This window comes from Citricoccus sp., from assembly GCF_032154715.1.
Classification (GTDB): Bacteria; Actinomycetota; Actinomycetes; order Actinomycetales; family Micrococcaceae; genus Citricoccus.
On sequence record NZ_JALDXU010000133.1, the window covers coordinates 1 to 6,820 of the forward strand.

The 6,820-nt window shown below is 70.2% G+C and carries 9 protein-coding genes; 6 read left to right on the forward strand and 3 right to left on the reverse strand.

What is annotated here, in order from left to right; all coding sequences use genetic code 11:
• The 6 genes from RUH65_RS14885 to asd form a co-directional block, all read left to right on the forward strand.
• The coding region (locus RUH65_RS14885; protein ID WP_313818399.1) for a hypothetical protein at positions 1-553 on the forward strand (553 nt) is incomplete at its 5' end.
• Positions 550-969 carry a GntR family transcriptional regulator gene (locus tag RUH65_RS14890; protein WP_313818400.1) on the forward strand — a complete coding sequence of 140 codons (420 nt, stop codon included), beginning with the start codon at positions 550-552 and terminating at the stop codon, positions 967-969. The genes RUH65_RS14885 and RUH65_RS14890, both read left to right, overlap by 4 nt.
• A gap of 38 nt (positions 970-1,007) precedes the next feature.
• Positions 1,008-1,784, forward strand: a complete 777-nt coding sequence (locus RUH65_RS14895; protein ID WP_396180365.1) for a thymidylate synthase — start codon at positions 1,008-1,010, stop codon at positions 1,782-1,784.
• Between the two features lie 22 nt (positions 1,785-1,806).
• Entirely contained in the window at positions 1,807-2,325 is a 519-nt protein-coding gene (locus RUH65_RS14900; protein ID WP_313818403.1) for a dihydrofolate reductase, read from the forward strand.
• Complete coding sequence (locus RUH65_RS14905) at positions 2,322-2,543, forward strand: NF038396 family protein (protein WP_313818405.1); 222 nt, start codon at positions 2,322-2,324, stop codon at positions 2,541-2,543. Before RUH65_RS14900 ends, RUH65_RS14905 begins: the two co-directional genes overlap by 4 nt.
• A gap of 10 nt (positions 2,544-2,553) precedes the next feature.
• The gene (gene asd / locus RUH65_RS14910; protein WP_313818406.1) at positions 2,554-3,729 is read left to right on the forward strand and encodes an aspartate-semialdehyde dehydrogenase; all 1,176 of its coding nucleotides are present in this window, start codon (positions 2,554-2,556) and stop codon (positions 3,727-3,729) included.
• 36 nt (positions 3,730-3,765) lie between these two features.
• Here asd and RUH65_RS14915 read toward each other — a convergent pair whose 3' ends face one another.
• The 3 genes from RUH65_RS14915 to RUH65_RS14925 form a co-directional block, all read right to left on the reverse strand.
• A complete protein-coding gene (locus tag RUH65_RS14915; protein WP_313818408.1) occupies positions 3,766-4,758 on the reverse strand; it encodes an NAD(P)/FAD-dependent oxidoreductase in 993 nt (330 codons plus the stop codon).
• Between the two features lie 92 nt (positions 4,759-4,850).
• A complete protein-coding gene (locus RUH65_RS14920; protein WP_313818410.1) occupies positions 4,851-5,666 on the reverse strand; it encodes an SGNH/GDSL hydrolase family protein in 816 nt (271 codons plus the stop codon).
• 82 nt (positions 5,667-5,748) lie between these two features.
• Positions 5,749-6,820 (reverse strand): UDP-N-acetylmuramate dehydrogenase (locus RUH65_RS14925; protein ID WP_313818411.1); only part of this gene is annotated, 1,072 nt, incomplete at its 5' end.

Consider the following 6,820-nt stretch of genomic DNA (forward strand, 5'->3'; position numbering starts at 1 on the left):
GGCCACCACTGGCCGGTCGTCTCGCTGGCCGGTCTACGCCCTCGGCGTGTCCGTGGTCCTGGCCTCGGTGTGGTGCGTGCTCTGCCTGACCACGACGCGGCAGCAGACCGAACTGGCCACCGCGCTCGCGGCGACGACCGCGGCCTTCGTCCTGACCGCCCTCGCCCTCGCCCGGATGGCCCTGCACCGCCCGCCCCTCGGCCATGCCACCGCCGAGCAGGACGCCGCGATCCGCGCCGGCGGGGCCAACCGCCTGCTGGCCGTCGGTGCGGCGGGCGTCCTGTCGGTCACCGGCGCCGCCCTCCTCGCCGGCGTGCAGGTCTGGCACGGCTTCACCAGTGGCACCATCCTGAATCTCGGGATCAACGACCTGCCGGACGGTCTGCTCCTGACCCGCACCCTCACGGTCTTCGCCCTGTTCGGCCTCATCGTGGCCTGTGTGATCGCCCCGGCCCCGGATGTGCCGGGGGTCCGGCTCCAGCCCCGCCAGGCCGATCGAGAAGCCCAGCGAGAAGCCCAGCGAGGGGCCGAATACGAGGTGCCCCGCGCATGAGCGCCGAGATCGTCCTCGACCTCTCTTCACCGGTACCGCCGTTCGAGCAGCTGCGGGCGCGCATCACCACCCTGATCGACGACGGCACCCTCACCCCCGGCTCCCGGCTCCCCTCGGTCCGGGCACTGGCCGCGGACCTCGGGATCGCCGTCGGGACGGTGGCCCGCGCCTACCGGGAACTGGAGGCGGCCGGGTATGTGGTGTCCCGGCGTCGGCACGGCACGACGGTGGCGGAGGCGCCCCCGTGGTCGAGGCCTGAGAGTACACCGGGGAAACAGTTGAGGGCCGAGCGAGACTGGCCGGACGACGTCGTGCAGGCTGCCAAGGACCTCGCGCGCCGGGCGACAGCGGCGGGTTTCAGCCCTGAGGAGACGGTGGAGCTACTGACGGGGGTGGCCCGTAGAATGCACGAGTGAGCATTCCCACCCCGTATGAGGACCTGCTGGCCGATGTCATGGCCACCGGTGCCGCCAAGTCAGACCGCACCGGCACCGGGACGCGCAGCGTATTCGGCCGCCAGCTGCGGTACGACCTGGGCGCGTCGTTCCCGTTGATCACCACCAAGCGCGTGCACTTCAAGTCCGTGGCACTCGAGCTGCTGTGGTTCCTGCGCGGCGATTCCAACGTCCGCTGGCTGCAGGAGCGCGGCGTCCGGATCTGGGACGAGTGGGCGGACGAGGACGGTGAACTGGGACCGGTCTACGGTGTGCAGTGGCGGTCCTGGCCCACCCCGGACGGCGGGCAGATCGACCAGATCGCGAAGGTCGTGGACTCCATCCAGACCACCCCGGACTCGCGACGCCACCTGGTCACCGCGTGGAATCCGGCCGAGGTGGACCAGATGGCCCTGCCCCCGTGCCACGCGATGTTCCAGTTCTACGTGGCACCGCAGGACAACGGCCCCGGCAAACTCTCCTGCCAGCTGTACCAGCGCTCAGCGGACCTGTTCCTCGGGGTACCGTTCAACATCGCCTCCTACGCCCTCCTGACCGTGATGATGGCGCAGCAGACCGGGCTGGAACCCGGCGAGTTCGTCTGGACCGGCGGCGACTGCCACATCTATGACAACCACGTGGACCAGGTCACCGAACAGCTCGCCCGGGAGCCGTTCCCCTATCCGCAGCTGAGGTTCAACCGGACCCCGGAGGACATCTTCAGCTACGCCCTCGACGACTTCGAGCTGGTCGACTACCAGCACCACCCGACGATCAAGGCCCCCATTGCCGTCTGACAGCACCCCTATCCGCATCGGCATGATCTGGGCCCAGACTCCGGATCGCGTCATCGGCGCCGACGGCTCCATGCCGTGGCACCTGCCCGAGGACCTCGCCCACTTCAAGGACCTCACCCACGGCCACCCGGTCATCATGGGCCGGCGCACCTGGGACTCGTTCCCGGAGAGGTTCCGGCCCCTGCCGGGACGGACGAACATCGTGGTCTCCCGGCGCCAGCAGTCGGCGGACGCCATGCGGGCCGCGGGCGCCGTCGTCGCCCCCGGGTTCCAGGAGGCCCTCGAGGCCGCGAGCGAGGCGGACGGACTGGACCTGATCTGGGTGATCGGCGGGGCCACGCTGTACGAGCAGGCGCTCGATGTGGCGACCCTGGCCGAGATCACCGTGATCGAGACCGACTCCGCCGGTGACACGTACGCCCCCGCGCTGGACGGCCAATGGACGCGGACCTCTCTTGAGGAGCACCGCACGGACGCCGGCGTCGGGTACCGCTTCGAACGGTGGGAACGCGCTCACGACGACCACGAGGACCGTTCATGAACGAGCTGCTGAACAAGACCACCCTGACGTTCATCGCCTTCGTCGCCTGCCCGATCCTGGGTCTGGTGACCGCCGTGATGGGCCTGGTCATGATCTTCACGGACAACGTGGTGATGGGCGTCGTCTTCCTGGTGGTGCTCACCCAGGTGTTCATCTTCGGCGGGCTGTGGGCCACCCTGAAACGCAAGTCACTGACCGAGGACAGCTCCGGCCAGTAGACTGGGGGTCATGCTTTCCCCAGATTCAGCACTCCAGACCGCTTCCGACCCCGCCGCCCACCCCACGGTCGGCCTCATCGGCTGGCGCGGCATGGTCGGCTCCGTGCTCCTGCAGCGGATGGCCGAGGAGGGGGACTTCAACCGCCTGAACCCGGTGTTCTTCTCCACCTCCGCGGCCGGTCAGCCGGCGCCTTCCGTGGAAGGGCTCCAGGGCGATGCGGGCACCCTGCAGGACGCCTACGACATCGAGACGCTGGCCAAGCTGCCCGTCATCCTCACCACCCAGGGCGGCGGCTACACCTCCGAGGTCTACCCCAAGCTGCGCGCCGCCGGCTGGACTGGGATCTGGATCGACGCCGCCTCGACGCTGCGCATGGAGGATTCCTCCATCATCGTGCTCGACCCGGTGAACCGGAACGTCATCGACGCCGGCCTGGCCTCGGGCGTCAAGGACTTCGTGGGCGGCAACTGCACCGTCTCCTGCATGCTCATGGGCCTCGGCGGTCTGTTCAAGGCCGGCCTGGTGGAGTGGGGCACCGCCATGACCTATCAGGCGGCCTCCGGCGGCGGCGCCCGCCACATGCGTGAGCTGCTCACCCAGTTCGGCGACCTCCACGGCGTGGTGGCCCACGAGTTGGCCGATCCCGCCTCCGCGATCCTGGAGATCGATCGCAAGATCACCGCGGCCCAGCGCGACGGCTCCCTGGACGCCTCCCAGTTCGGCATGCCACTGGCCGGATCCCTCATCCCCTGGATCGACGCGGACCTGGGCAACGGCATGTCCAAGGAGGAGAAGAAGGCCGGGGACGAGACCAACAAGATCCTCGGCCACTCGGCAGCTCAGCGGGTGCCCTTCGACTCCCTGTGCGTGCGCATCGGCACCCTGCGCTCACACTCCCAGGCACTGACCCTGAAGCTGACGCAGGACGTGCCGCTGGACGAGATCGAACAGATCATCGCCGCGGACAACGAGTGGGTCTCCGTGGTGCCGAACACCAAGGAGGCCTCGATGGCGGATCTAACCCCCATCGCCGCCTCCGGCGCCATGACCATCCCGGTGGGCCGCCTGCGCAAGATGGAGATGGGCTCCGAGTACCTCTCCGCCTTCACCGTCGGCGACCAGCTGCTGTGGGGTGCCGCCGAGCCGGTGCGTCGCATGCTGGCCATCGCCACCGGCAACCTGTAGGCAGTCCGGCTCAGGGGTCCGGCTCAGGGGTCCGGCTCAGAGTCCCTCCATCACCAGCTCCGCGTTGAGCTGGGCGCCCGCCATGGTGCCGGCCGCGGCGGCCGCGCCGACCTGGGCGGAGAGGTCGGACGCGTTGCCGGCGGCCCAGACGCCGGGCACGCTGGTGCGGCCGGCGGGGTCCACGGACAGGAACCGGCCCATCGGGTTCTCCTCCAGGCGCAGGCCGAGCGAGTCGAACGCCTCGGTCCGGGCGAGCATGCGCGGGGCCACCACAACGACCTCGGCGGACAGCAGCCCGCCGCCGGACAGGCGCACTCCGGTGAGACGGTCTTCGCCGTCACGAACCCCGGACTCGACGCCGGCGGCCTCCCCCGTGACCACCTCGACACCGCGGGCGGCCAGCATCCGGGCCTGATCCGCGTCCAGTCCGGGTCCGCGGCCGGTGTCCTCGAGGAAGCGGACATCCGCACTGAGCTGGCTGAACAGCAGGGCCTGGTGCACGGAGTTCGGGGAGGTGCCCAGGACCAGGATGGAGCGGTCCCGGACCTCCCAGCCGTGGCAGTAGGGGCAGTGGATCACGTCCCGCCCCCACCCTTCGGCCAGTCCGGGGACGTCCGGCAGCTCGTCCGTCAGCCCGGTGGCGATGAGCAGTCGGCGCGCGGTGAGGGTCGTTTCACCCTCCGCTGTACTCACCGTGGTCTCGAAGCGCCCGTCCTCCAGTCGGCGGACCGCCGTGATCTCCCCGGACCGGACCTCTCCCCCGTAGCCGGCGACCTCACCGCGCCCGGCGGCGAGCAGTTCGGCCGGGCTGATGCCCTCGCGACCCAGCAGGGCGTGGACGCCCTCGGCCGCGGCATTGCGGGGTTGGCCGGAATCCACCACGGTGACGGCACGGCGGGACCGGGCGAGGGTCACCGCCGCGGCGAGTCCGGCGGCGCCACCGCCCGCCACGAGGACGTCGAGGTCAGGGGCTGCGGAGGTGTCGCGTGCAGGGGTGTCGTGTGCAGGGGTGTCGTGTGCTGAGGTCATGGCACCATACTGATCGCCTCAATCCCATTCGGCAACTGTTCTTGCCAACTGGCAAACTCACGCCTCGACAGGCCGGCCAGTCTCCGTCCCGGTCAGTTCTCGTGGAGGGGTCTGCGCCGCCTGCGGTACATCTTCTTCATGCCGTCCGCAGGCCGGATGGGTTCGGGCCATTTGGGCTGCAGCTCGTCGCCGAGCGTGACCCCCCGGATGCGGCGGCCGAACATGGGCAGCACCCACTGGCGCAGCCACTCCACGTCCCGGTGGACGGACTGGACCAGCCCCACCCGCTCGCTGGGCCCGAAGGGCTCGAACTCCAGCTGGTGCCGCACTCCCAGGATGTTGAGGATCTGGATGGCCATGTAGCGGTGACCGGCGCGGTTCATGTGGAGCTTGTCGATGTCCCACATGCGGCGATCACCATAGGCGTCCCACGCCCAGTAGTCCACGAGCGTCACGGAGTCCGGGTACTGGCGCGCGATCTGACGCACATGCTCGTTGAACACCCAGTTCCTGCGCTTGAACGGCTCCAGCAGCGGGTGCATCGGGACGTCGAAGCCCGTGAAGAGGAGCACCCGCGCCCCAGAGGACACGAGCCGCTCGACCGCCTCGGTGTAGGCCTGAAGGAGCTGGCCCAGATCCTTGCGCAGCTCCAGGAGGTCGTTTCCACCCGCATAGAAGCTGATGAGGTCCGGCTTCAGGTCCAGGGCCGGCCCGATCTGCTCCTCGACGACACCCGCGAGGCGCCGGCTGCGGATCGCCAGATTGGCGTAGCGGCTGCCCGGATCCGCCTTGGACAGCTGTTTGGCCACCCGGTCCGCCCAGCCCCGCACCCCGTTGGGGTGCCGGACGTCCCAATCGCCGACCCCCTCGGTGAAGGAGTCCCCGATGGCCACAAACAATCCGCCCATGAGGGACGACGCTAGATGAGCCACCGTTCAACACGGTGTCCGGCCGGTGACGGCCACGGAAAGCCTGGCCCAACGGAATCCGTCAGAGGGTGCACCCCACGAGCACCGGCTCGGGGTGCAGGCGCACGCCCCATCGGGCCTCGACGCCGTCCCGCACCGTGCGGGCGATGGCCAACAGGTCCGCGGTGCTCGCCTGGCCACGGTTGGTCACGGCGAGCGTGTGCTTCGTGGACAACGACGCGCGGGCGCCGGCGATGTCCTGTTCGTCCGGTCCCAGCCCGAAGCCCTTGGCGAAGCCGGCGCGGTCGATGAGCCACGCGGCGGAGAGCTTGACCAGCTTCTCCCCGTCCTCGTCCTCACCGGCACCGTAGGCCGGGGCGTCGGCGGGCAGGTGCGCGCGGACGGAGGCGGGGACGATGGGATTGGTGAAGAAGGAGCCCGTGGACCAGGTGTCCTGGTCCCGGGAGTCCAGGACCATGCCCTTGCCGGCCCGCAGTCGCAGCACCTGCTGGCGGACCGTCTCCAGCGGAGCGGACTCCCCCTCGTCCACGCCGAGGGCCGTGGCCAGCTGGGCGAAGCGGACCGGGGCGATGCTGCCCGAGCGGTGCAGCCGGAAGTCCACGGAGAGCACCACCCAGCGGGGGGTGGAGTCCAGCATGCTCCGCTTGATGACGGAGTCGCGGTACCCGAACCGCAGGTCCTCGTGGCTCAATTCGACCAGTTCGTCTGCCTGGCGGTCCCAGGCCTGGACGGACAAGAGGGTGCGGGAGACGTCCGAGCCGTACGCGCCGACGTTCTGCACCGGGGTGGCCCCGGCGGAGCCCGGGATGCCGGAGAGTGCCTCGAGCCCGGTCAGGCCCTGCGCAACCGTCCAGGCGACGGCCTCGTCCCAGTCCTGGCCGGCGGCCATCCGGATCACCACCGACTCATCGGTCTCGTGCAGGATCTGGACCCCGCGGAAGGCGAGCTGGACCACGGTGCCGGGGAAGCCGGCGTCGGCCATCAGGGTGTTCGAACCGCCGCCCAGGATCAACAGCGGGGTGCCGGCCGCGTCGAGGGACCGGATGGCCTCGGTGGCCTCCTCGGCCGAGTCGGCCGCGACCCACCCGGCGGCGGGACCGCCGACCCGGCTCGTGGTGTGCTCGGCCAGGCGG